Raw genomic sequence first — 22,081 nt, 5'->3', positions numbered from 1 at the left:
TGAAGTTGCATTTTCCTTGCCGTAAATTCCTGATCTAACGTGAACTTGTTACCCTGTACATCGTGACAAAGCCAGCTCTATTTTTTTCTCTATTCAGAATACTGGCTCAGGTAACTTCTGAAAAGAGTTGATGACTGGCGTCATCGTACCCCGACAAATAGTCGGTACCTGAGTCATTACTGAATCTATTTCTGTTGCATTGAGCCCTATGTAGCGGCGCGCTTGTCCGTCACTCTGGTGATAGGGCTCATTTGCGTCGCCATGATAACGATTAAAATCAACAAGCTGCCACTACCGATGAATAATTGCGGAATAGTGATGCTGCGCAGCAGCCAACCCGTAAATGCTGCCGAGACCGGCCCTATGCCCATGAAGATAAACATGAACATACTCATGGCGCGGCCTATCATATTTGGTGGCACCTGTTTTTGCACCCAGGTAAATACTGCCACATGCAAAAAGCCGCCCAATATGCCCACATTTAACAGTATGCAAGCACCTTGCCAGCTAGTGCTGATCAGGCCCATGGGGATAAACAAAATGCCTACAATAAAATCGACCAGCAAGATCGTGCGTCCCAGATTGCCAAAACGCAGATTGGGTTTCATGCCTGCCAGTGCCATGCCCAATAAGGTGCCCGCGCCGTGTGAGCCTGCCAGCAAGCCAAGTGCGCTGGCACTATTGCTGAGCTGGTTTGCCATCACTGGCAGGGCAATCTGTATCGGCCCCATGATGAAGAAGGCGATTGCCGCCCAATAGATAAAGCAGCTACGCAGTTGTTTCTCATTCCAACAATAACGCAAACCTTCTGCCAGGGACTTCAGCAGTGCCGATTTTTGCGCAGCAGGTGCTGTGCCAGCTAGTGCTGGCATGCCGTCGTTCATCCTGACCTTGCTCAGCGTCCAGGCTGAAAAAGCATAGGTAAAACAGTCAAAGAAAAATGCTGCTGCCAGGCCTTGCGCTTCATGTACCATGCCACTTTCTTGCGTACCAAACAGGGCGATCAACAGGCCCGCCAGTACCGGGCCGATGAACATGGTCAACTGACGCATGCCCAGCATGATGCCATTTGCAGGCTGCAATTGCGATAGCTGCACGACACGCGGTAACATCGATGTGCCTGAAGGTATGCTGAAGGCAGTCGAGATACCCAGGCCCAGGGCCAGCGCATAGACCATCCATAATTCCAGCTTGCCGTAAAAAATAAGGGCGCTCAATGCACCCAGCAGCAGTGTATTAATGTACTTGGTTTGCATCATTACTGTCTTGGGGGAGTAACGGTCAACCACTGCGCCACCGAGCAATATCAATAGTGCACGCGGCACGCTGATCAGTGCCAGTACGATACCCAGTATAAGTGTATCACCTGTCATCTTTAGTACCAGCCAGGGTAGGGCAATTAAAGTGAACTGGTCGCCTAGCATGGAGAGGGCGCCACCGCCTATCATCCAGAGAAAATTACTGTCCTTGAATATACCTTTGGGGGTATGGTCGGTTTGGTCTGTATTTATATTGTTCATATTTTTTTCCTTACTTCTTCTTGTGGCATTTCAAGAGAGTTCTTCTCCAGTATTGCCATCCCCAGGCGGGCGTAGGCAATGATGGTAAGTGTCAATCCACCACCGATACTGAGCTCAGGTTCTTTTTCATGGATGCTCCTGACTTTGAGCATGGTGGGCAAATGATTGCCCCATGCATCCATGAACAGCTCGCGCCATTTGATTAAAGTGGCTTGCACATCGGGATGGTCAGGTGGCAGGTTTAACGCCATTTTTTGCTTCACTTCAGAAAAGATGTGTGTCCACGATTCTGCATTGCTAAAAAATGAGGCGCGAAAATACTTCAGTTCTTCTTCGCTCAGGTATTTTCTGTAAATGTCATACCTGACTTCTACAGATGCCCGGGTGATGAAATCCATCATCTCATCATCGACACCGCTTAATGACTGCAGTGAAGGTTCTTTTCTGTGCATCAACGTGAATTTGCTGAGTAATCTGGGATCAGGCATGATCTGGCTCATGGCTAGCACCCATTCCCTGGCCAATTGCTTGGCCGCAGGATCAAGCGGTGAGGTTTTTTGATCCAGCAAGCTTCTGGCTGCCTGGATAAGGGGAGACATATGAGTTTCAAGCTTGCTTTTTGCTTGTAGCTCTAGTTCACGCATATGCAAAATCTCATCGCGGCTGAAGTACTTGCCTATCAAACTCATCATTTCCAGCGTCGAAAGCCAATATTCCAGATTGGGTTCGCTTTTGGCTTTCAACACGCCAGACAATTGTTGCAGTCTGTCACGCAATTCCATGCTTTGTGCTATTTGCTGATCCAGGCCAGAAATCTGTTCGTCTATGACGAAGTGCAAATCATTGCCAGCGCCGTTGATGACATCGCCCACTTCTGCCAGCGATAAATCCAGGCGGCGCAGGGCTTGTATGTGATGCAGGCGTTTGATATCTGACTTGTCGTAGAGGCGATACCCTGCCTCTGAGCGCGCAGATGGCTTGAGCAGGCCAATTTTGTCGTAATGATGCAGTGTGCGTATGGTCAGGCCAGTACGACTGGCCAGTTCACCGATTTTCAATAACATACCTGATCTCCTTCAATGAGCCAGACTATAAAGCCTCACCTAATGTCAGGGTCAAAGGTTTTTTGAAAATATTTTTATTGCCTGATTTATTTGTCTTTTTTGTATTGTTGTGGCCAATAAGCCCACATGACACCGAGCAAACTGGTCAGCAGAATAAAGCCCCATTCCATGCCGCCCTGACCTGGGCCGACAACATACCAGCCATATTGGGAGTGAACATGGAGCAATCCAAAGCAAACAACAATGATGTGGCCGAGGCAGGCAGGGACGACAAAGCGATTGGTCAGTAATGACAGGCTGCTGGCTGTTTGCACCAGCAAGACCAGCCATGCCAGGGTAGTGCCAAAAGGGTAGCCAAGTTCAGTCAGGAACTCGCCAAATTTGGGTATATTTGCCAGGTGGGTGTAGCCATGCAGGGGGTGCATCAAAATAATCAGTGCGACACCTATGCGTACGATATCCATGCCGCGGTGCTGGTTGGCTGAATTTTCTTGATTTAATTTATACCATTGTTGAATCATGGAAAGCCTCCAAAATAATGAGCTTTCGACAATGGCAGAAAATCAAATTGGGATTTGGCTTATGTGATCAAACATTCATGCAGAGTGATGAATTCAAGGTGGATTTGAGATGGGTGTGGTCTGGCAACGCGTAGTCGCCAGACCAGTAGAGCAACAAATATTAATGCTTGATTTCAGGCGCGGCCAGCGTACGCTTCGGTCAGCGTGCTGGCAACAAACAACTGCGCGCAATCTACCTTGTCGAAGCCATAGTGCTTGCCGCAGAAATCACAATTGATATCAAGCGTACCAAGGTCGGCAATGGCTGACTGTATTTCTTCTTCTCCCAACATTCTCAGCATGTCGCCGACTTTTTCACGCGTGCAGTTGCACTGGAACTGCGGATGCAAAGGGTCGAACACGCGTATGGTTTCTTCCCAGAATAAACGGTGCATGAGTATGTCTATACCTGTGCTCAGCAATTCAGGGCGCTTCAGGGTGTCACCGAGCATGACTGCATGGTTCCAGGCTTCTGTTTCATCTTCTACCTGGGCTTCAGCACCGCCGGTTTTTGGCAGCTTTTGTAGCAACATGCCGCGCGCGACTTGATCGTCAGCCGCCAGCCACAGCTTGGTGTCGAGTTGCTCAGAGCGTTGCATGTAGTTTTCTATGACAGTGGCTATGCTGTCGCCATCCAGAGGCACGATGCCCTGATAAGCCTGCTGGCCCGGCAATTTATTATTCGGGTCGAGGGTAATCACAAAACGACCTTTACCATGGGAATGGATGAGGTCAGTCAGGCTGGCATCATCTGCAATATTGGCATGCTCACCGAGTTTGGCAGTGGCACGCATTTTCAGTTCTGCGTCACATTCAACAACAAGCAATTTGACCGGGCCATCGCCATGGATTTGCATGATCATGGTGCCGTCAAACTTGAGGTTGGCCGACAGCAGCGCAGATGCGGCCATCAACTCCCCCAGTATGGTTTGTACTGCAACCGGATAAGTCTTGCGTGCCAGGGTTTGTTGCCAGGTGTGAGTCAGTTCGACCATTTCGCCACGTACACCGGCATGTTCGAACATGAATTTTTGTAAGGTATCAGTCATTGTTATCGCTAAATCAGTCTATGCGTTTCAGTTGTGTTTTAAAGGCTTGCCCGCGTTTCACGTAAGTGTCGGCATTGCGCTGCAGGCCAGCAATATCTGCTTCGCCCAGTGTTCTGACTACTTTGGCGGGTGAGCCTATGATGAGGGAGTTATCTGGGAATTCCTTGCCTTCCGTGACCAGTGCACCAGCGCCAACCAGGCAGTTTTTGCCTATCTTTGCGCCATTCAGTACTACCGCCTGTATGCCTATCAATGAGCCATCGCCAACGGTACAGCCGTGCAGCATGGCCTGATGACCGACAGTCACATTTTTGCCTATCACCATGGGGTAGCCAGGATCCGTATGTAAAATGCTGCCTTCCTGAACATTGCTGTTTTCACTGATGGTAATCAATTCATTGTCGCCGCGTATGGTGACGTCAAACCAGATGCTGGCATTGGCTTCTATCTTGACTTTGCCTATGATGTTGGCACTGTCGGCAATATAGGCGGATGCATCAATTTCAGGTACTAGGTCACCGAATTGGTAAATGGGCATGGTTATTCCGTAAAATGACGCTTTTTAGCTAAAGCAGTATTGTAAACCCCTGCGGGCTTGCTTGCCTGGCTTCACATGTATATGAAAGATAAAGTTATTAATGAGTTAAGAGCATGCGCATTGGCTGCGGTACTAGAACCAGATCCTCAACGTAAATGTGAGGCTATCCATGCAATTCTCAAGGAGCCGTTACTCGATGTCGCCACAGTGTATGCTGAGCCGGAAGGTATCCCCGGGCGTTTGAGTAAACCTGAACTGGTACCGCCAGGTAAGGTAGGTCGTCGTGCCATGAATACGGTAGAAGGCAGGGCGGTACTCATTCATGCACTGGCGCACATAGAATTGAACGCAGTCAATCTGGCCGCAGACATCATCTGGCGTTTTGCCGGCATGCCAGCGCAGTTTTACCTGGACTGGTTGAAAGTGGTCAAAGAAGAGGCTTATCACTTCCAATTGCTGGTTGGACATCTGCATACCCAGGGTTTTGCTTATGGAGACTTCCCGGCACATAACAGCATGTGGGAAATGGCAGAGAAAACCAAGGGTGATCTATTGGCCCGTCTTGCCCTGGTGCCACGCACGCTGGAAGCACGCGGCTTGGACGCCACGCCTGCCGTGATGGCCAAGCTGACGCAGGCGGGTGACCAGGCTGCTGCCGATATTCTTGCGATTATCTTGCACGATGAAATTGGTCATGTCGCCATCGGCAATTTTTGGTACAAGAAGCTTTGTGCAGAGCAGGGGCTGAATATCATTTCAACATATGCCGAGTTGGCCCGCAAATACAATGCCCCACCAGTGCGGGGACCTTTTAACCTGGAAGGCAGAAGAGCAGCAGGGTTTGATGAAGATGAACTGCGTGCCCTGCAGGCAGCGGCAAGCTGATCTATGCGGTCCTGCTTAATCTCCAGCGCGCACCGAGCCTATACCGTCCACAGATTTGCTGACATTGCGTGGGTGGCCATAATACGTCAGGCTGCCTATGCCTTGTACCGATGCATTCAGGCTATCGCGCGCATTGACGGATACCGAGCCTATGCCTTCTATGCGTACATCCACCTGCTCGGCAATCAAGTCCTTGGTTTCTACCAGGCCTATACCCTCGGCCCTCAGGGTAAATGATTTGACCTTGCCATTCGCCACCAGCATGCCTGCACCTTCGTAATACAAGGCAAAGTGCGGGCCAGAGAGATTGTTCAGGATGGTTTTACCCGCACCTTCTATCTTGAACCGGCTCATCTCTGGAATGCTGATAATGACCTGGGAATTGTCATTGATTTTGATGGAATTCTTTTCTTTGTATGAAATAACCAGTTCATCACCAATGACTTCGGTAATCACATTGTTGACAAACCTCTCATTGCCCTTGACTTGGACAGACTGGGGTTTGCCAACCTCCACCACCAGGCTGAAGGCGCTACGAGTTTTGATAGACTTAAAGGCGGGCAGGTGACGGGTTTGCTCTTCAGCAAACGCAGCAGAACTGAGCAGCAAGACAGTGATCAACAATAAATGGCGCATGGGTTTCTCCAGTGGTAAATGTATTGCACTGGTTACAGTATTGCCAATTTCACCTGCACCCGCGCCCGCTTTGCGATGAACTGCAAAATTCTGGGGGTGAGCCGTAATTCAGGCCGGGCGCACGGTATTCAGCTTTTCGTAGTGCAGCATGTCCAGCCATACGCCATTGCGAAACACAGAGGCATGCGAGTGGCCATATTCCCTGAAGCCGCATTTGCGCATGATGGCCTGGGAGGGCAGGTTATCGATAATGACAGTCGCTTCAATCCGATTCAGTTTGAATTCTTCAAATGCCTGGCTGACTACTGCATTGACTGCCGCCGTCGCATAACCATGCCCACCATGGCGCAGGCTGAAGCGGTAACCCAGAAAAGCCTTGTGATATTGATCTTGCTCAACGCCGCGCAGGGTGATGCGGCCGACAACTTCCCTCTCTATCCATGCAAGGTAGTGATATTCGCGCTTGGCATTGGCCAAGTATTGTGCCTGCTCCAGGCTGGAGCGTACCTCTGGCAGGCAATAAAAATCATTGCCCCGGCTGGCTATCCATTCTTCAAAATGGTCGCGGTTTTCCTGTTCAAATGCGAGTACGGCAGCGGCATCATCGGATTTGACTAGCGTAATGATCAAAGATGAACTCATGGATAGGATTCGTCAAGGCTGGTTAGTGAATGAAGGATTGTAATAGATGCTTAAAGTTGTTGCTGTTACTGTCGTAATCAAACTAAATACTTCAAATAAATTTAGGCTAAGAATGTTATGACATCGCCAAGTTCAATGGTAAACCGGATCGCGTTAATTTTACTCGGCGTATTCTTTTCTGCGCATTCCATCGCACAAATGACCGATTCTGGTTTGCCGCCCAATAAGGCATTGGTGTTGACAGGCTTTGCCGTCAATAAGCCTGTGCAGGTACTTGATATTGATGACGCTTCACAGGGATTTCCCAAGGCGATTGCCCGCAGACTCATGCGCGAACGGCAAGTGCAGGTGCGCACCTCGCCTGATTTATTGTCGTTTGACTGGCAGCAGGATGTCCCGCCAGTGAATCTCTTGCAGCAACTGGGGCAGGCCTATGCCAGCCGCTACATCGTCTCTGGCGAGATTCGCAATGCGGGTATCAAGATAGACTCCAATTTGTTTGGCCTGACGCAAAAAAGAACCCGTGCCATAGAGCTGGATGTGCGTATTTATGATGCACGTACTGGTCAACTGCTGGCACAGCAGGAGTTTTCAAATACCGTTGCGGGCAATGTGAGTATAGGACGTGAACATACTTTCGATGGCGCAGCATTCAATAGCACGCTGTATGGCAAGACTATCAGCGATATGCTGGATCAGGTTGCTAGCCTGGTCAGTGCTACGGTGATGGCGCAGCACTGAGCGGGTCTGAATAGTAGCCGGTATTATTTCGCTGCGCGCTCTTCTTCACGCAGCCGTAATATACGGCGCTGGATTTTGCCAGTGGTTGTCATCGGCAAGGCGTCGATAAATTCTATCTCTTTGGGATATTCATAGGGTGCGAGTTTGCCGCGCACATGGTCTTGCAATTCCTTGACCAACGCATCGTCACCCTGATAGCCCTGGCTTAACACCACATACGCCTTGACGAGGTTGCCTCGCTCTTTGTCCGGCTTAGGCACGACCGCCACGTTTGCCACAGCCCCATGCTTGACCAGGCAATTCTCGATTTCTGAGGGGCCTATGCGGTAACCGGCAGCCTTGAACATATCGTCTGCCCGGCCTTGATACCACAGGTAGCCACCCGCATCTCGGGTGGCCAGGTCGCCCGTCCGGCACCAGTCGCCAGTGAATTTATTGCGGGTTGCAGTATCGTTCTTCCAGTAACCCAGGAAGAATACGGGGTCGAGATGGCCGTAGGCATCGTAGCGGCTCATGGCAACTTCACCTATCTCGCCATCTGCCACTTCTTTGCCATCATCATCAATCACGGCCACTCTATGCCCAGGATAAGGCCGCCCCATACTGCCGGGTTTGGCTGGCCATAATTGATGGCTGTTGCCGACGATGTAATTCATTTCAGTTTGACCAAACATTTCGTTCGGTGTGATGTGCAAGGCTTTTTCGCACCAGTTGAACACGGCGTCGCCTACCGCTTCACCCGCTGTCATGATGGCGCGCAAAGCAAGTTTATATTTTTTCCTGGGCTTGGGCTCGGCCTTCATCATCATTTTCAAGGCCGTGGGGAACAGGAAGGTATTTGTGACCTGGTATTTTTCCAGTAGGTAGTATGCAGTCTCTGCCGTAAACCGCCCTTGGTAGCCGACAATGGGTTTGCCAAAATATAGGGTGGGCAATAAGGCATCCATCAAGCCACCAGTCCAGGCCCAGTCTGCTGGCGACCAGAATATATCTTCGTCCTGCGGGAACCAGTTTTGCGACGCTACAAAGCCAGTCAGGTTACCGAGAATGGCAGAATGCGGTAGCAGCGCCCCTTTAGGCGCGCCAGTAGTGCCGCTCGTGTAAATCAGGATGGCCGGATCGCTGGAGCGGGTATCGGCTATGCGGGCGGTGACAGGCATGTTGGGTACATGCGTTTCCCAATCTATGCAGGGAGGCATGTCGTCGCAGGTGGCACAATCAACGGTAATCACGGTTTTCAGGTCAGGGCAGCGGCTGCGGATTTCTTCAAATGCCTTTATCCCACTGCCATCCAGGACAATCGCGATGGACTGGCTATGCTGTAGCCGGTATTCCAGCGCCTCTGGCCCGAACAAAAAAGACAAGGGCATGACGATGGCGCCAATTTGCAGGCAAGCCATGATAGTAATGGCGGTTTCTGGCCTTTGTGGCAAGATGCAGGCTATCACGTCACCACGTTGTATGCCTTCCTGTAATAACAGATTGGCAAGCTGGTTGGCTTGCTCATGCAATTGCTGATAAGTCAGGCGTAGGCTAATGCCTTCACTGTTCTCGTACAGGATAGCTGTCTTCTTTGCATGTTTGTGCTTCGCCGCCCAGCGGTGACAACAGGCTTCTGCGATATTGAAATTGCTGGGTATATCCCATCTGAATTCGTGGTAAAGCTGCTCGTAATGATCTACTTGGTCAACTTGATCAGCTTTTGTATCGTTTTTAGTCTTGTCTTTAAGTTTGTCCAACTGCTTCATCCTGTCTCCGCTATAATAATCGAACGGTCGTGCTATTGTATGATTGTGCTGCAAGTGCCTTGAGGCATTCCTATCATGCTACTTGATAATGCGCTGTACATGCTGTCGTTTCCCTGTATTTCCAGATGAAAAATATTAAATTCTTATGAATACTCTATTCAAGCCTTCACGCACGACCTTTCTTGATATCCGCGGCCTGCAATACCATGTGCGCAGTTGGGGGCGGGAAGATGCGCCCAAGATCATCATGCTGCATGGCTGGATGGATGTGTCTGCATCTTTTCAGTTTGTCGTCGATTGCCTGAAGCAGGACTGGCAAGTGATTGCACCTGACTGGCGCGGCTTTGGATTGACTGAATCACCCAATGTCGATACTTACTGGTTTCCCGATTATCTGGGTGACCTTGATGCGCTGTTAAGGCATATCTCGCCGGACGAGCCCGTAAATCTGCTAGGGCATAGCATGGGCGCGAATGTCGCTGGCCTGTATGCAGGTGTACGCCCTGAACGTGTGCGCAAGTTCATCAATCTTGAAGGCTTTGGCATGCCGGTGACGCATCCCAAGCAGGCACCGGGCCGCTACAGGAAGTGGCTGGACGAGCTGGAAAACCAGGCCGGTTTGCGTACTTATGCGTCTCAGGCAGAGGTAGCCGCACGCTTGCAAAAAACCAATCCACGCCTGTCAGACGAAAGGGCAGCATTTCTTTCTGACCATTGGGCCAAGGAAACCAGTCCCGGTTGCTGGGAGATACTGGGTGACCCTGCCCACAAACAAACCAGCCCACTTTTGTATAGGGTTGAAGAGGTTATGGCCTGCTGGCAAAAAATTACTGCACCAGTATTGTGGATGGAGGCGGATGACACCAATGTCTGGCACTGGATGGGCCCTAAAGAAGAAGCGCGCTTGGAAATAGACAGGCGGCTGGAACATATACCGCAATTGCAAAAAGAGATGATTTTCGATGCGGGACACATGCTGCATCATGACCAGCCAGAGAAATTGGCAGAATTGATAGAGACATTCTTGCTGAAGGACTGATTTAGACAGCCTTACGGCCTCGGTACAAGAATGAAAAAGCGAGTTCTGGGTTAAACTCCCAGAACTCGCTTTTTATTTTCTATTCATGCCCCCGCAATTATGAGTACGACACCTCAATCACCCAAATACGGTTTCACCACCACCATCCTGCATAGCGACAGACAAAAAGACATAGAGCACGGCTCTATCCATAAGCCTATTCATACCTCAGTCATGTACGGCTATCGCGATGCGCGTGATCTGGCCGCAGTATTCCAAAATAAACAATCGGGCTACCGCTATGGTCGCCAGGGTAACCCTACGGTATCAGCGCTGGAAGAAAAAATCAGCAAGATGGAAGGCGGGCTGGCCTCAATCGCATTTGCCACCGGCATGGCTGCCATTGGTGCTGTGTTCCAGGCATTATTGCGGGAGGGGGATCATGTCTTGTCTTCCTCTTTCTTGTTTGGCAATACCAATAGCCTGTGGCAGACAGTTGCTGCTCAAGGCATTGATGTATCCCTGGTGGATGCTACTGATGTCAGCCAACTCGCAGCCGCACTGACGCCAGCGACCCGCATGGTATTTGTCGAGACTATCGCCAATCCTCGCACGCAAATCGCTGATTTGAAAAAGATAGGTGAGCTTTGCCGTGAAAAAGGCATCCTGTTTGTGGTCGATAACACCATGACTTCGCCTTATCTGTTCCAGCCCAAGGCTGTGCATGCGGGGCTGGTGATCAATTCCCTCACTAAATCTATCGCCGGACATGGCAATGTACTGGGTGGTGCCTTGACGGATACTGGTTTGTTTGACTGGAGCAGTTTTCCAAATATCGCAACCAATTTCCGCAAACAGCCTGCACACATGCAAGGCCTGGCGCAAATCCGGGCCAAGGCTCTACGTGATTTTGGTGCCTCGCTTTCACCAGATGCAGCACATCAGGTTGCAGTAGGAGCGGAAACCATTGCCTTGCGCATGGACCGGGAATGTACAAACGCCATGGCACTGGCAAAAATGCTGGCCGCCGACCCGCGTGTTGCGGCGGTACATTATCCTGGCTTGCCAGACCATCCCCAGCATGCCCTCGCTACAGAGTTGTTCGGTGCTTATGGTGCCCTGTTCAGTTTTGAGTTAAAGCCTGAGATAGATTGCTTTGATTACCTAAACCGCCTGAAGCTGGCGATTAATGCGACGCATCTAGGTGACACCCGTACCCTTGTGATTCCAGTTGCACACACCATTTTCTTTGAGATGGGGGCACAACGTCGTGCCGAGATGGGGATAGCGGATTCTCTGATACGCGTTTCTGTTGGTATAGAAGATACCCAGGATTTGCTGGATGATTTTGCCAGGGCGCTGGCATCTGAGTAAAAAAGCACAGCAATATTTGAACTAAAGTTGGGTTTGCAGCACTACAAAAGTAGTGTGAGATGTTGCTAGGTTTTAAATATGTTGGATTTTTAATTTCTGTAATGGCAAGGTAAATATGTTCAAACTCTCTCTCAGTATGACGATGCGTGACTGGCGTGCTGGTGAGCTGCGCTTTTTACTGATTGCCTTGATGATCGCCGTGGCCTCCCTGGCCTCGGTCGGGTTTTTTACTGACAGGATGCGCAGCGGCCTCAATCGCGATGCGCATCAGTTGCTCGGTGCAGACTTGCTGGTCGCTGCTGACCAGCCTATCAAGCCAGAATGGCGGCAGGAAGCAGAAAGGCGCGGCTTCAAGACGGCAGAAACCGTGGTGTTTCCCAGCATGGCATTGGCGGGCGAGGGTGATGAAGCGATATCCCGCCTGGTATCGTTAAAAGCCGTGAGTGCCGATTACCCTTTGCGTGGCAAGTTGAAATTGAACAAGGGCGAAACAGAAGTCGTTACTGATGTAGTACCGCAACCAGGCACAGTGTGGGTGGATCCTGCCTTGCTGTCGGCTTTGAATTTGAATGTAGGCCAAAAAATCAAACTGGGTGAGCTGCAATTGACAGTGACCCAGACTATCGGCACAGAACCAGACCGTGGTGCAGGTTTTATGAATTTCGCGCCACGCGCCATGATATCGCTCACGGATATACCCGCCAGCAAGCTGATACAAAATGGTTCGCGCGTGACTTACCGTTTACTCATGGCGGGTGATGCCAAACTCATCGCTACCTATCAAAAAGAGCTGCAGGGCAAAATAGACAGTGAAAAACTCAAAGGCATACGCCTGGAATCGCTAGAGTCTGGCAGGCCAGAAATGCGTGCCACGCTGGATCGCGCAGATCAGTTCCTGTCTCTGGTGAGTCTGTTGTCAGCCATGTTAGCAGCAGTTGCCATTGCCATGGCAGCGCGCCGTTTTATGCTGCGTCATCTGGATGCCTGTGCCATGTTGCGTTGTCTGGGCCTTACACAAAACCAGGTCATGTCCATGTATCTGATTGAATTCCTGATCCTGGGTTTGCTGGGCAGTATCGCTGGTGTGCTACTGGGTTATGCTGGCCATTATGTCTTGCTCGAATGGCTGGGTAAGCTGGTCGCCAAGGATTTGCCAGATGCGAATTTCTTGCCGGCCGTGCAGGGCATAGCCACAGGGTTGTTGTTACTGGTAGGTTTTGCCTTGCCGCCGATTTTGCAACTCCGAAATGTGCCGCATAACCGCGTCATACGACGTGAGCAAGATGCACCCAAGGCAATGACGCTGGTGACTTATGCTTGCGGCCTTGGAATGTTTGTGGCCTTGCTGCTGTGGCAAACGGCGGATATCAAGCTGGGCCTGATGACTGCAGCTGGCTTTTTGGTGGGTTTGCTGGTATTCGCGCTGGTCGCCTGGCTGGGCATGTTTTCACTCAAACGCATGCGTTCATTATTTGCACATTCTGCCTGGCGTTTTGCCATTACTGCTCTGCAAAGGCGGCCTGGTGCGACTATCGTACAAGTCGTCTCCCTGGCCCTGGGTTTGATGGCCTTGTTGTTGTTGACAGTGGTGCGCGGTGACCTCATCACTGCATGGAAAAAAGCCACACCGGCGGATGCACCTAATCAGTTTGTCATCAACATACAACCAGATCAAAAAGCAGATATTGCCAAGCAAGTACAGGCTTTTGGCAAACCTGAACTTTACCCCATGATACGTGGTCGCCTGATCGCCTTGAATAATAAACCTATCACTGGCGACACCTATATAGAAGACCAGGCCAAGCGTATGGTGGACCGCGAATTCAATTTGTCGACCATGGCAGACCTGCCTGCTCTGAACAAGATCACCGCCGGTCGCTGGTATGACGATAGCAAGGCGACAGAAGCCGAGGCGTCGGTGGAGGAGGGTATAGCCAAGACCCTGAAGCTCAAGCTAGGCGACAAGATGACTTTCGATATCGCAGGGCAGCAGGTTACTTCCACCATCACCAGCCTGCGCAAACTCGACTGGGGTTCCATGCGGGTGAACTTCTTTGTCATCATCAATCCCAAAGCCATGGTTGATATGCCGCAAACCTGGATTACGGCTTTCCGTTTGCCTGAAACAGATAAAACTTTCGTCAATCGCCTCATGCGCGATTTCCCCAACCTGACGGTAGTAGATGTCGGTGCCATGATCAAGCAAATGCAGGATGTGCTGGACCAAGTGATTACGGCAGTGGAATTCCTGTTCCTGTTCACGCTTGCTTCCGGCGTGCTGGTGCTATATGCAGCGCTGGCTGGCTCTCAAGATGTACGCATGCGTGAAGCAGCACTCTTGCGTGCATTGGGCGCAACCCGCAAGCAACTCTCGCAGGCACAGTGGATAGAATTCTTGATGATAGGCGGCTTGTCTGGCGTATTGGCGGCCTCAGGTGCATCCGCCATAGGCTGGGCATTGGCACGTTTCAGTTTTAATTTTGAATGGACCTTCTCGCCGCTGGTCTGGCTGGCAGGCTTGTTTGTTGGCGCGACTTGTGCAGTTATAGGTGGCTGGCTGGGTTTGCGCAATGTGCTAAACCAGCCGCCTCTGCAAAGCCTGCGTGAGGCTTGATGGACGCACTATCGAATTAATTTAAAAGGATTTATCTTGCAAAAACAAGACATCAAACTCTATGTGGATTCACAATTTACCAGCCCTTATGCCATGTCGGTGTTCGTCACCCTGCATGAAAAAAGCTTGGACTTTGATTTGCTGACGGTGGATCTGGAAGCAGATGCCCAGCATGCACCAGATTATGCCGCCACTTCTTTGACACAGCGCGTTCCTACCCTGGTGCATAATGGTTTTGCCTTGTCTGAATCCTCAGCGATTACCGAATATCTTGAAGAGGTATTTCCACAGCAGCCTGTTTATCCCAAAGACACGCACGCCCGTGCCAGAGCAAGGCAGGTGCAAGCATGGATACGCAGCGCCCTGATGCCTATACGGGTAGAGCGTAATACCCAGGTGATTTTTTATGGAAAGAAGCTGGATCCACTGTCTGATGCTGCCAAGGCAGCCGCAGCGCAATTGTTCCTGGTTGGTGAATCACTCGTGTCAGACAATGCCGAAAACCTCTTCGGCGACTGGTCTGTCGCTGATCTCGACCTCGCTTTGATGATTAACCGCCTGGCGCTACATGGCGATCATGTACCTAAAAAATTAGTCAAGTTCGCGGCTCAGCAATGGCAAAGGCCTGCTGTGCAATTGTGGGTGAATCAGGCAAGACCAGCACTCTAAGTAGTAAAAAATTTAACAACGATCATGAATACAGAAGTTGAAAATAATGAAGAAGCCCAGGTTAATTTGTATGAATTGCTGGGTGGTGCAGAAAAACTGCGAGAGATGGTCGTTCGTTTTTATGATTTGATGGAACTGGAGCCAGAATTTGCTGGCATACGCGCACTGCATCCCACGCCCATGGACGGATCACGCGACAAGCTGTTCTGGTTTTTGTCAGGCTGGATGGGGGGGCCTAATTTGTATATAGAACAGTTTGGTCATCCACGCCTTCGCGCGCGCCATTTACCTTATGCCATCGCCAGCAGTGAACGCGATCAATGGCTGCGCTGCATGGCCTGGGCCATGCAGGATACTGGCGTCAGTGAAGATTTGCAGCAGCATTTGATGCAATCATTTTATCAGACGGCTGACTGGATGCGTAACCACCCTGGTTAAGTTTCCAAACTTCGCAAAATTTGAGATCCCTTTTTCACCTGAATATTTTTCTATGAGCCTGTTTGAGGTACTGATACTTGTGCTGGCTGCGCTGGCCGTGGTCTTGAATGTTGTGCTTCTGCTGCGCAAGACGGGTAATCAAAACGTGGCCGGCATCCTCGCCATACAGGAACAACTGCGCCAGACTCAGCAGCAGTCGCAAATGTCGCAAGAGCGCAGTGAGCGCGCATTAAGAGAGCAGGTGCAATTGACAGCACAAACGGGCCGCCAGGAACTGGCTGGTAGTTTTGGTCAGTTACAGCAAAACCTTGCTGCACAGTTAACCAGTGTGGCGACCCTGCAAAATAACCAGATCGATGCATTCTCCCAGCAACTGGTGAAACTCAATGAAACCAATGCCCAGCAACTGGAACAATTCAGGCAGGCTTTCATCCTGCAAGGACAGGTCGCCCGTGATGAGCAAGGACAGAGTCTGAAACGCTTTGGTGACAGCCTGAATCAGACCCTGCTTGCGTTGACAGAATCAAATGCCCAGCGCATGAATGAAATACGCGCAACGCTGGAACAAAAAATACAGCAACTGCAGGCAGATAATGCCGGCAAACTCGAAGAAATGCGCAAGACCGTCGATGAAAAACTGCATGCCACGCTAGAACAGCGCCTCGGAGAATCATTCAAGCTGGTCTCTGACCGTCTGGAAAAAGTACATCAGGGCCTGGGTGAGATGCAGCAACTGGCGATAGGTGTCGGTGATCTCAAGCGGGTGCTGACAAATGTGAAAACCCGTGGCACATGGGGCGAAGTGCAACTGGAAATGATCTTGGAGCAAATGCTGACGCCAGATCAGTATGCCAAGAACGTAGAAACTGTACCAGGCTCAGGTGAAAGAGTGGAGTTTGCCATCAAATTGCCAGGCAAGGAAGAAAACAGGGCGCCAGTGTGGATGCCTATCGATGCGAAATTTCCCAAAGAACAGTATGAGCGCCTGATCGATGCAGCCGAACGTGCAGATGCAGAAGGAGTTGCGCAGGCCGGCAAAGAGTTAGAAAGAGCGATACGCGTGGAAGCCAAAACCATCTCCGAGAAATACCTGTCACCACCACTGACGACTGACTTCGCCATCCTGTTTTTGCCGACCGAGGGTCTGTACGCAGAAGTGATGCGCAGGCCAGGCCTGGCTGATGAGTTGCAGCGTACTTGCCGCGTCTCAATCTCTGGGCCATCGACTTTGTCAGCTTTACTGAACAGTTTGCAAATGGGTTTCCGCAGTCTGGTACTGGAGCAGCGTTCATCAGAAGTCTGGCAGGTGCTGGGCGCAGTCAAGACAGAGTTTGGCAAGTTTGCTGATGTATTGACGGCTACCAAGGTCGCACTGGAAAAAGCGGCAAAAAATATCGATCAGGCAGAGGTCAGAACCCGGCAAATGACGCGCAAGCTCAAAAGCGTTGAAGCCCTGCCTGCTGATACTGCGCAAAGTCTGCTGGGCACCGGCCTTGATGCCGGTGATGCAGATACTGAATAAATATGCTTCGACCTGATTAAACCAGGTCAGAAGATTTATCTCCCATCAAATAACGCGGCCCAGTACCTCTGGTATTGGCAATGTCTTGCGGATTGTAGAGCGCGCAGGATTTGAGCGAAAGGCAGCCGCAACCTATGCAGGAGCTTAACTGGTCACGCAAGACTGTTAATGCCCTGATGCGTTCTTCTATCAAGGTATGCCAAGATCTTGACAGCCTTTCCCAATCCTGTTTTGTTGGTGTGCGCTGGCCGGGCAGGCTAGCAAGAGAGTTTTCTATTTCTTCCAGTGTCAGCCCTGCAGTTTGCGCGGCCTTGATAAAGGCAACGCGACGCAATACTTCACGCGGAAATTGGCGGCGTTGCGCCGGACTGCGCACGCTCGCAATCAAACCCCGGCTTTCATAAAAGCGCAAAGCACTGGCCGCGATGCCTGATCGTTTGGCAAGTTCACCTATGCTGATCAGGTTTGTATTGTTTGCATCAGCCATCATTTCACCTCAAAGCATAAAAAAGTATTTGACTTCAAGTTAACTTGAACTTGCATACTACAACACATCAACTACCGATGGAGGATGCAAATGGCCGCTTCAACAACAGCGATGTGCAGTAATTTGATTCTTAAGGACTTGCTGGACAAGAACAGGGAATTCGCCTTGAATGGCAAGGGAACCACCAACCACTGTCCCATGGCCTTGTGCGCACTTGCCGGCATGGGGGCGAGCGACAGACGTTTGCAGGAATTCTTTGCACATTGGCGCGATACTTATGCCTTGCCAGCCTTGGCTCCCGCTGTAGCGATCAGGTATGAAGATTTTCAGGCTTATCTTGGCAAGAGAGACAATTTTGCTGACCTGCAATCCTGTTTTGCCACACGCATTGCTGAGCGAGGAAAAGGCGAAGTCATCAGGGATTTATTTGCCCTTGTCCCATTCGCTCCTGCAACGACAGCCTTTCATGCACTGATACGGTTGTCTTATGGCTTGCAAGCTGGGCATGATGGGGAAATAGCTGCCAGTCTCGCTGCACTGGTTGCCGCGAACTTTGATATCAGCATCGATATCGAAGCGCGACCAGCAGCCAGTTCGGTTGCATCTGGTTTTTATCAGTTATCGCAAGGCATGAGAGGCAAAACCTATCCAGGCAGGATGATTGCAGAGAAAATGCGGGCAGTCGTCAATGATGAACAATTTTTGCAAATTTTGCCGGGCATGCCTGTCACTGAAAATTTGCTGGATGAACTGGCGCTCTGGGCGATTTCAGCTTATGGGCAAACCAGGGATTTTACGATCTTGCATATAGTCACGGGTGTCAATGCGGCAAGGCAGGTTTTGCCTTATCTCGATCAAAAAACACTGTTCAGCAGGCTGCAAGATTTATGGGTAGCGCTATGCGCAGCATACGTCTCTGTTGGCGCACCAATGCTCGTGTCTGAATCCGTGTATGAAAGCCGCATGCGCGCAAAATACAGGCAACTTTGCTCCTGGTCGGATTTGTTTGCCAGGGCCATAGAAAGCAATGACGACCACGTGATCAAGCTGACTTATACCTGCGCCCTGGAAATCAGCTTGCAGCCCAATTTGCTTTATCAGATGGTGGTCATGGAAATGCTGGAAGATCAAATAGTATCGTTTGCCTGCTGATGCTTGCTACTGTCAAGATGGACAACGCGGTAGGCATTTTTACCACTGCGCTTGACTTCATACATGGCGGCATCGGCTTGACTGAGTAAATCACTGGCATCAAATTCATTTGGGCCGGTATAACTGATCCCTATGCTGGCACCGATTTGCACACACAGGGTTTCATTGATGACGATAGGCTGGCTGGCCAGGGTAATGATTTTTTGAGCAATCTCTTCTGCTTTTTCCAGGTGCGTCAGGTCTTTTAACAAGATGATGAATTCATCACCGCCGAGGCGGGCAATGAAATCTGATCTTCTGACCGTATTGCTGACCAGGCGTGAAAAGTGTACGAGTACCTGATCACCAACCGTATGGCCGTGGCTATCATTGACTTGTTTGAATTTGTCCAGATCTATCATGAGCAAGAAAAAGCCGTGCGCATTGCCATTGGCATATTCCCTGGAGAGGCGGCTGATTTCTTTTTCAAAGCCCAGGCGGTTGTTGATGCCGGTTAAATGATCGGTCACTGCTAGTTGATTGGCACTTTCTTCCTGCGATTTGCGTTCAGTAATGTCGTTCACCAGGCCTTGCAGTATGCCGTCTTCGGCGGGGCTGATGACAAGATTGATCCATTTCTTGCTGCTCGAGCTTGCCAGTTGTATGTAAAAGTCGTCAGACATGATCCTGGCTTCATTGATGGCCGCATCTATCATCAGGTGCAGGCGTAATTCCTGGCCTTCCAGCAATGAAGTCAGGGCATTCGCAATAATGTCTTTGCCACCATGATCGTCAAGACTGAACATGCGCAGGAAGGCCGGGTTGTAAGAGAGCAGTTCACCAGAAAAATTGAGCTGGAAGATGCCGGTTTCTGCATTTTCAAAAATGGTCTGGAATTTTTTCTCACCTATTGCATGCTGGATGCGCAGGGTCCGCTCTTCATTGAGTGTCTTGAGCAGGCTGGCGACCAGGGTATTGACGTCACGTACCAACTGACCGATTTCGTCTTTTTCATTGCCGTCTGGCAGGCCCAGCTTGTCACCGGATTCTGGTGCCAGGGTATGCAGGCGGTCTGATATATTTTTAATCGGCCTGGTAATCATCGTCAGTACGACATACACCACTGCACAAGCCATGGCCAGCGCCTGCAATAACAAGAGATAGACGATGAAGCGCGCCTTGGTTGTGCTCTGATCCCTGATGAAATCAATATTAGGGTCCAGGTGAATTTCGCAGACTTTTTCTTTGGGATTGAATGGAGAATAAACTTCATGCACCAGTTGATTGGATGGGCTGATGCCAGGCAGTATGGCAAGCGCGGATTGATCGCTGCCTTTGACTGGTTTTTTGTCGGCCTGGGCAAGGACTTTACCTTCTGAAATGATTTGCACACGGCTGATGTCGCCATTCTTTAATAATCCGCGTGCGAGCTCTGCTGCCAGATTCTGATCTAGTACAAAGCAGGCTATACTGGCGGTATTTTCAACCGTGCTTAACGATGCCTGCATGCGCTGGCGGGCCTGCTCCTGTTCCGATTGTGCAGAGAAATGATAGCTGAGCAGTGCGAAAAATATACCTACAAGCAGAGCAATACCAAGCACAATGAATGCGCTGCGATAGACAATGCTGGTACGTAGTAGTCTTAACATGCAGGAATCACTTATTGTGTGGGGTCATAGATCATTCTGACCCGTTTATCCAGCTTCTTGCGTTCTATATAGCCTATGGCAGCCTTGTTGCTGCTGACGATGTCCATTACCTCGTCTGCAGATTCTACCTGCGTGGGCGGTGATCCCTGACCAGAAAACATCAACCTTGCCCAATAGGAATTGATTTCAGGCAGATTTTTATTGACCAGCAATGCATAAAACTTCGCTTTTTCGGTATTGGCTGCCGTCATGTCCAGTGGCATCGCATTCATGCCAGATGCCAGCTTGCGGTTTCTGCCCATATACAGGTTGATGACTTCATCCTTGCTCAATTTTTCTATCCCACTTTGTGGATTGGCGATCACCACCAGGTCAGCCTGTGCTGCATGACAACAGCCCCAGAAACCAAGACACAAGAGAAGATGGTAAAGGACTTTCATCATTTTCTCATTAAAAAATGAAATTGTAGGCAATGCTGATCAGTCTGGCTTTTCCATTCCATCCGGGCTGATTATTTCTGACCAAAAAATAGTCATCGGTCTTGATGTTATCTACTTGCAATTTCACATTGCTTTTTTCTGTCAGGTCATAGCGTACTCCGAGAGAAAAAGTGGTCTGGCGATTGTATTGATTATTGATCGCGTCATTGAAGGCTGCTGCGAGCATATCGATATTGGGACTGACACCCAGGGGCAGGCGGCTGGCAGTGTTCTTGTTAACGGGCCTCGATGCCGAGTAAGTAAAATAGGGTGTCCATTGATCGATGCGATAGCCGACAGTCAGGTAGGCTGCCCTGTTGGTGGGGAAAAGCAGGGATGCAGAACTGAGCTGATTGAGCATGAGCTGAGCCTGCAAGGGGCCCTGGTCATAGGCAATACCCGCAGACAGGTAAGTGAATTTTTTGTCAGTGAGTGACAGGTCATTCGCCAGACCGACCGCTGTGGGAATGAAAGCGTTTAGATAAGGTGCACGCAGGTTGTCCAGCAGTGGCTGCAAAGGCGGAAACTCATTCCTGAATTTAAGCTCGCTGTAGCCAATGCGATATATCCAGTTTGAAGTCTGGTATTCAAGATGTCCGCCGAGCAGGCGCGAACGGTTCAGGGATAAGAATTCATCCGGGCTGCCTGTTGAAGTTTTTTCCCTGGCCACACCTGCAAAGACTTTGGCCCGCAATATACCGCCACCCAATGGTGTAGAGAGCACCATGTCACCACCATCGAAGTAGGAAATGATCAGGCTGCCAAAGAAATCAATGGGAGGCCTTACCCATTGATAGGTGTAGCCTACATTGCGTGAATCAGCCAGCAGATAGACATCAAATCCTAGGCGACCTGTGCGCAACTGCAGATTGTCGTTGGGTACATAGCGGGCATATGCCCATGTGACTTCAGGCTGGAATTTATTTGCAGATCTGCGGCTGACAACTTGTAGGGCTGTATCGATATTGTCACTGATGCTCTTGTTGAGCTGGAGGCCGACATTGGAGTCCATGCCAAAATCAGTTTGTCTGGTGTAACCAACGCCGTCGTTCTGCGCCAGGTCGCGGACGATATCAACATTGCGCGTGTTGCTGTGAACGACACCCAATGTGCCAAAACCACTGATGGTAAATGGCTTGCTGTCATCTGCAGCATGCACCTGTATAGCCAGGGTGAGCATGCTAATGCATGGAATAAAATGTAAAAACCTGCTTGACATAGAACCTCACTGTCACGGCAAAGTGCTACACGATCAAAGGCAAGCTGTTTTGTGCAATGTCTGTCAACAGATTTTACAGACACTGCACGGGACTACAT

Annotated in this window: 21 protein-coding genes; 9 read left to right on the top strand and 12 right to left on the bottom strand. The window is 50.2% G+C overall.

Annotation, left to right across the window (positions count from 1 at the left end; translation table 11 throughout):
• Window positions 1–206: 206 nt before the first annotated feature.
• The 5 genes from ACO0LG_RS00935 to ACO0LG_RS00915 all read right to left on the bottom strand — a co-directional run bounded on the left by ACO0LG_RS00935 (window position 207) and on the right by ACO0LG_RS00915 (window position 4,731).
• Entirely contained in the window at window positions 207–1,520 is a 1,314-nt protein-coding gene (locus ACO0LG_RS00935; protein ID WP_423022435.1) for an MFS transporter, read from the bottom strand.
• Window positions 1,517–2,584: a MerR family transcriptional regulator gene (locus tag ACO0LG_RS00930; RefSeq protein ID WP_423022433.1), complete on the bottom strand. Its 1,068-nt coding sequence runs from the start codon at window positions 2,582–2,584 to the stop codon at window positions 1,517–1,519. Before ACO0LG_RS00930 ends, ACO0LG_RS00935 begins: the two co-directional genes overlap by 4 nt.
• 86 nt (window positions 2,585–2,670) lie before the next feature.
• The gene (locus ACO0LG_RS00925) at window positions 2,671–3,105 is read right to left on the bottom strand and encodes a DoxX family protein (protein ID WP_423022431.1); all 435 of its coding nucleotides are present in this window, start codon (window positions 3,103–3,105) and stop codon (window positions 2,671–2,673) included.
• Between the two features lie 173 nt (window positions 3,106–3,278).
• Window positions 3,279–4,193 carry an Hsp33 family molecular chaperone HslO gene (gene hslO, locus ACO0LG_RS00920; RefSeq protein WP_423022429.1) on the bottom strand — a complete coding sequence of 305 codons (915 nt, stop codon included), beginning with the start codon at window positions 4,191–4,193 and terminating at the stop codon, window positions 3,279–3,281.
• Window positions 4,194–4,206: 13 nt separating this feature from the next.
• Window positions 4,207–4,731, bottom strand: a complete 525-nt coding sequence (locus tag ACO0LG_RS00915) for a gamma carbonic anhydrase family protein (RefSeq protein WP_422951031.1) — start codon at window positions 4,729–4,731, stop codon at window positions 4,207–4,209.
• 81 nt (window positions 4,732–4,812) lie between these two features.
• Here ACO0LG_RS00915 and ACO0LG_RS00910 point away from each other — a divergent pair, with 81 nt between their 5' ends.
• On the top strand, window positions 4,813–5,616 hold the full coding sequence (locus ACO0LG_RS00910; protein WP_423022427.1) for a ferritin-like domain-containing protein: 804 nt from the start codon (window positions 4,813–4,815) through the stop codon (window positions 5,614–5,616).
• 15 nt (window positions 5,617–5,631) lie between these two features.
• Here the strand turns inward: ACO0LG_RS00910 and ACO0LG_RS00905 are convergent, their stop codons facing one another.
• Together ACO0LG_RS00905 and ACO0LG_RS00900 are read right to left on the bottom strand one after the other, a co-directional pair.
• Complete coding sequence (locus ACO0LG_RS00905) at window positions 5,632–6,252, bottom strand: GIN domain-containing protein (protein WP_423022425.1); 621 nt, start codon at window positions 6,250–6,252, stop codon at window positions 5,632–5,634.
• Between the two features lie 108 nt (window positions 6,253–6,360).
• Window positions 6,361–6,894 carry a GNAT family N-acetyltransferase gene (locus ACO0LG_RS00900; protein WP_423022423.1) on the bottom strand — a complete coding sequence of 178 codons (534 nt, stop codon included), beginning with the start codon at window positions 6,892–6,894 and terminating at the stop codon, window positions 6,361–6,363.
• 198 nt (window positions 6,895–7,092) lie between these two features.
• Here ACO0LG_RS00900 and ACO0LG_RS00895 point away from each other — a divergent pair, with 198 nt between their 5' ends.
• Window positions 7,093–7,635 (top strand): flagella assembly protein FlgT middle domain-containing protein, encoded by a 543-nt coding sequence (locus tag ACO0LG_RS00895; RefSeq protein WP_423022421.1) that lies wholly within the window; start codon window positions 7,093–7,095, stop codon window positions 7,633–7,635.
• Window positions 7,636–7,658: 23 nt separating this feature from the next.
• On the opposite strand, the gene ACO0LG_RS00890 is transcribed toward ACO0LG_RS00895, so the two are convergent.
• On the bottom strand, window positions 7,659–9,383 hold the full coding sequence (locus ACO0LG_RS00890) for an acyl-CoA synthetase (protein WP_423022419.1): 1,725 nt from the start codon (window positions 9,381–9,383) through the stop codon (window positions 7,659–7,661).
• 145 nt (window positions 9,384–9,528) lie between these two features.
• On the opposite strand from ACO0LG_RS00890, the gene ACO0LG_RS00885 reads away from it, so the two are divergent.
• From ACO0LG_RS00885 to ACO0LG_RS00860, 6 genes are all read left to right on the top strand, one after another.
• Window positions 9,529–10,422 (top strand): alpha/beta fold hydrolase, encoded by an 894-nt coding sequence (locus ACO0LG_RS00885; RefSeq protein WP_423022417.1) that lies wholly within the window; start codon window positions 9,529–9,531, stop codon window positions 10,420–10,422.
• 99 nt (window positions 10,423–10,521) lie between these two features.
• On the top strand, window positions 10,522–11,775 hold the full coding sequence (locus tag ACO0LG_RS00880) for a cystathionine gamma-synthase family protein (RefSeq protein ID WP_423022415.1): 1,254 nt from the start codon (window positions 10,522–10,524) through the stop codon (window positions 11,773–11,775).
• Between the two features lie 115 nt (window positions 11,776–11,890).
• Window positions 11,891–14,389 (top strand): ABC transporter permease, encoded by a 2,499-nt coding sequence (locus ACO0LG_RS00875; RefSeq protein WP_423022413.1) that lies wholly within the window; start codon window positions 11,891–11,893, stop codon window positions 14,387–14,389.
• A gap of 36 nt (window positions 14,390–14,425) precedes the next feature.
• Window positions 14,426–15,058 carry a glutathione transferase gene (yfcF, locus tag ACO0LG_RS00870; protein ID WP_423022411.1) on the top strand — a complete coding sequence of 211 codons (633 nt, stop codon included), beginning with the start codon at window positions 14,426–14,428 and terminating at the stop codon, window positions 15,056–15,058.
• Window positions 15,059–15,082: 24 nt separating this feature from the next.
• Window positions 15,083–15,496: a group II truncated hemoglobin gene (locus ACO0LG_RS00865; RefSeq protein WP_423022409.1), complete on the top strand. Its 414-nt coding sequence runs from the start codon at window positions 15,083–15,085 to the stop codon at window positions 15,494–15,496.
• Window positions 15,497–15,548: 52 nt separating this feature from the next.
• Window positions 15,549–17,018: a DNA recombination protein RmuC gene (locus ACO0LG_RS00860; RefSeq protein ID WP_423022407.1), complete on the top strand. Its 1,470-nt coding sequence runs from the start codon at window positions 15,549–15,551 to the stop codon at window positions 17,016–17,018.
• Window positions 17,019–17,034: 16 nt separating this feature from the next.
• On the opposite strand, the gene soxR is transcribed toward ACO0LG_RS00860, so the two are convergent.
• Window positions 17,035–17,505 (bottom strand): redox-sensitive transcriptional activator SoxR, encoded by a 471-nt coding sequence (gene soxR, locus ACO0LG_RS00855; protein WP_423022405.1) that lies wholly within the window; start codon window positions 17,503–17,505, stop codon window positions 17,035–17,037.
• Window positions 17,506–17,595: 90 nt separating this feature from the next.
• Here soxR and ACO0LG_RS00850 point away from each other — a divergent pair, with 90 nt between their 5' ends.
• A complete protein-coding gene (locus tag ACO0LG_RS00850) occupies window positions 17,596–18,657 on the top strand; it encodes a questin oxidase family protein (protein WP_423022403.1) in 1,062 nt (353 codons plus the stop codon).
• Here ACO0LG_RS00850 and ACO0LG_RS00845 read toward each other — a convergent pair.
• Genes ACO0LG_RS00845 through ACO0LG_RS00835 form a run of 3 tightly spaced genes read right to left on the bottom strand, consistent with a single transcriptional unit; the run spans window position 18,633 to window position 21,944 of the window.
• Window positions 18,633–20,285, bottom strand: a complete 1,653-nt coding sequence (locus tag ACO0LG_RS00845; protein ID WP_423022401.1) for a diguanylate cyclase domain-containing protein — start codon at window positions 20,283–20,285, stop codon at window positions 18,633–18,635. The two genes, ACO0LG_RS00850 and ACO0LG_RS00845, sit on opposite strands and share 25 nt — an antisense overlap.
• Window positions 20,286–20,296: 11 nt before the next feature.
• Window positions 20,297–20,725: a hypothetical protein gene (locus ACO0LG_RS00840; protein WP_423022399.1), complete on the bottom strand. Its 429-nt coding sequence runs from the start codon at window positions 20,723–20,725 to the stop codon at window positions 20,297–20,299.
• 10 nt (window positions 20,726–20,735) lie between these two features.
• Complete coding sequence (locus ACO0LG_RS00835; protein ID WP_423022397.1) at window positions 20,736–21,944, bottom strand: hypothetical protein; 1,209 nt, start codon at window positions 21,942–21,944, stop codon at window positions 20,736–20,738.
• Window positions 21,945–22,081 lie beyond the last annotated feature (137 nt).

The sequence above is a fragment of the Undibacterium sp. Ji42W genome, assembly GCF_049340405.1.
Taxonomy (GTDB): Bacteria; Pseudomonadota; Gammaproteobacteria; order Burkholderiales; family Burkholderiaceae_D; genus Undibacterium.
Note: the sequence above shows the minus strand (reverse complement) of the source record. Positions and strands in the feature narration are given on the sequence as shown.

Coding starts and splice junctions, on each gene's coding strand:
- ACO0LG_RS00935 (WP_423022435.1), bottom strand. CDS start 1,520: ATGAACAATATAAATACAGACCAAACCGACCATACCCCCAAAGGTATA.
- ACO0LG_RS00930 (WP_423022433.1), bottom strand. CDS start 2,584: ATGTTATTGAAAATCGGTGAACTGGCCAGTCGTACTGGCCTGACCATA.
- ACO0LG_RS00925 (WP_423022431.1), bottom strand. CDS start 3,105: ATGATTCAACAATGGTATAAATTAAATCAAGAAAATTCAGCCAACCAG.
- hslO (WP_423022429.1), bottom strand. CDS start 4,193: ATGACTGATACCTTACAAAAATTCATGTTCGAACATGCCGGTGTACGT.
- ACO0LG_RS00915 (WP_422951031.1), bottom strand. CDS start 4,731: ATGCCCATTTACCAATTCGGTGACCTAGTACCTGAAATTGATGCATCC.
- ACO0LG_RS00910 (WP_423022427.1), top strand. CDS start 4,813: ATGAAAGATAAAGTTATTAATGAGTTAAGAGCATGCGCATTGGCTGCG.
- ACO0LG_RS00905 (WP_423022425.1), bottom strand. CDS start 6,252: ATGCGCCATTTATTGTTGATCACTGTCTTGCTGCTCAGTTCTGCTGCG.
- ACO0LG_RS00900 (WP_423022423.1), bottom strand. CDS start 6,894: ATGAGTTCATCTTTGATCATTACGCTAGTCAAATCCGATGATGCCGCT.
- ACO0LG_RS00895 (WP_423022421.1), top strand. CDS start 7,093: ATGACCGATTCTGGTTTGCCGCCCAATAAGGCATTGGTGTTGACAGGC.
- ACO0LG_RS00890 (WP_423022419.1), bottom strand. CDS start 9,383: ATGAAGCAGTTGGACAAACTTAAAGACAAGACTAAAAACGATACAAAA.
- ACO0LG_RS00885 (WP_423022417.1), top strand. CDS start 9,529: ATGAATACTCTATTCAAGCCTTCACGCACGACCTTTCTTGATATCCGC.
- ACO0LG_RS00880 (WP_423022415.1), top strand. CDS start 10,522: ATGAGTACGACACCTCAATCACCCAAATACGGTTTCACCACCACCATC.
- ACO0LG_RS00875 (WP_423022413.1), top strand. CDS start 11,891: ATGTTCAAACTCTCTCTCAGTATGACGATGCGTGACTGGCGTGCTGGT.
- ACO0LG_RS00865 (WP_423022409.1), top strand. CDS start 15,083: ATGAATACAGAAGTTGAAAATAATGAAGAAGCCCAGGTTAATTTGTAT.
- ACO0LG_RS00860 (WP_423022407.1), top strand. CDS start 15,549: ATGAGCCTGTTTGAGGTACTGATACTTGTGCTGGCTGCGCTGGCCGTG.
- soxR (WP_423022405.1), bottom strand. CDS start 17,505: ATGGCTGATGCAAACAATACAAACCTGATCAGCATAGGTGAACTTGCC.
- ACO0LG_RS00850 (WP_423022403.1), top strand. CDS start 17,596: ATGGCCGCTTCAACAACAGCGATGTGCAGTAATTTGATTCTTAAGGAC.
- ACO0LG_RS00845 (WP_423022401.1), bottom strand. CDS start 20,285: ATGTTAAGACTACTACGTACCAGCATTGTCTATCGCAGCGCATTCATT.
- ACO0LG_RS00840 (WP_423022399.1), bottom strand. CDS start 20,725: ATGAAAGTCCTTTACCATCTTCTCTTGTGTCTTGGTTTCTGGGGCTGT.
- ACO0LG_RS00835 (WP_423022397.1), bottom strand. CDS start 21,944: ATGCTCACCCTGGCTATACAGGTGCATGCTGCAGATGACAGCAAGCCA.